Origin of the sequence: Anaerophaga thermohalophila str. Valhall (assembly GCF_000250735.1) — a bacterium.
In the GTDB taxonomy this organism is placed as follows: domain Bacteria; phylum Bacteroidota; class Bacteroidia; order Bacteroidales; family Marinilabiliaceae; genus Anaerophaga; species Anaerophaga thermohalophila_A.
This window is the reverse complement of record NZ_AHZV01000287.1, coordinates 1-732: the sequence shown is the minus strand read 5'-3', so window position 1 is coordinate 732 and position 732 is coordinate 1. Positions and strand designations below refer to the sequence as shown.

Genomic DNA, 732 nt, shown 5'->3' with positions numbered 1-732 from the left:
GAGTCTTCTTCTCCGGCACCCTCAGTAAATGTTTCATTAAAATAAATCACCGTCCCGTCAATCAGAATATTATTGTCGGTCTGTATTCTTATCAGATTGTACGAGAAAGTTTCATTTGATGCACTTTTTAATGGTGCATCACTTTCTTTTACTCTGGCTGCACGCTTTACTGTAATAGTCTTTTCCCCTGTTGTTTCCTGTTTTAACCAGACAGATTGATAAGGGGGAATATGACTTACCGTACTTGCGTCATATCCATCGGCCACTATTGAATACTCCCCGGGAAGCTCGTCGCCGCCATTATTATAGGTCTGAATAATGCGCTCTCCGTCAATGGTTATCCAACTCCACATGGTATTGGAAAATCCGTCGCGTATCCAACCGGCCGGGTCCTCCCAGTCAATGGCAGCCGGATAAGGATTTCCTAATAAGAAAAAGCCATACCCGTCAGAAATTTTTGATACATCTGAATTATACAATTCTCCGGAATAATCCAAAGCCTTTCCTTGCAGATAAACAGCACCTACAGCTTCCATCGTTCCTAAATCAGGATTCCCGCTTTGATATGAATCATCAACTCGTATCCATCGCCAGGTTGGTTCTTTCCTGAAAACATATACATAATCATTATCTATATCTCCATCCGGATAAAACCAGGCCAATTGTGCGTTCTTTACCGGGCTGCTTAAATAGAACTTCTTATTGGCCTCCAGATCGAGTTTTACGTTAACT

General features: G+C 41.9%; 1 pseudogene. It reads right to left on the bottom strand.

The annotated features are described in order from the left end of the window. A pseudogene (locus tag OQ5_RS23610) lies at positions 1 to 732 on the bottom strand (hypothetical protein); the annotation flags it as partial.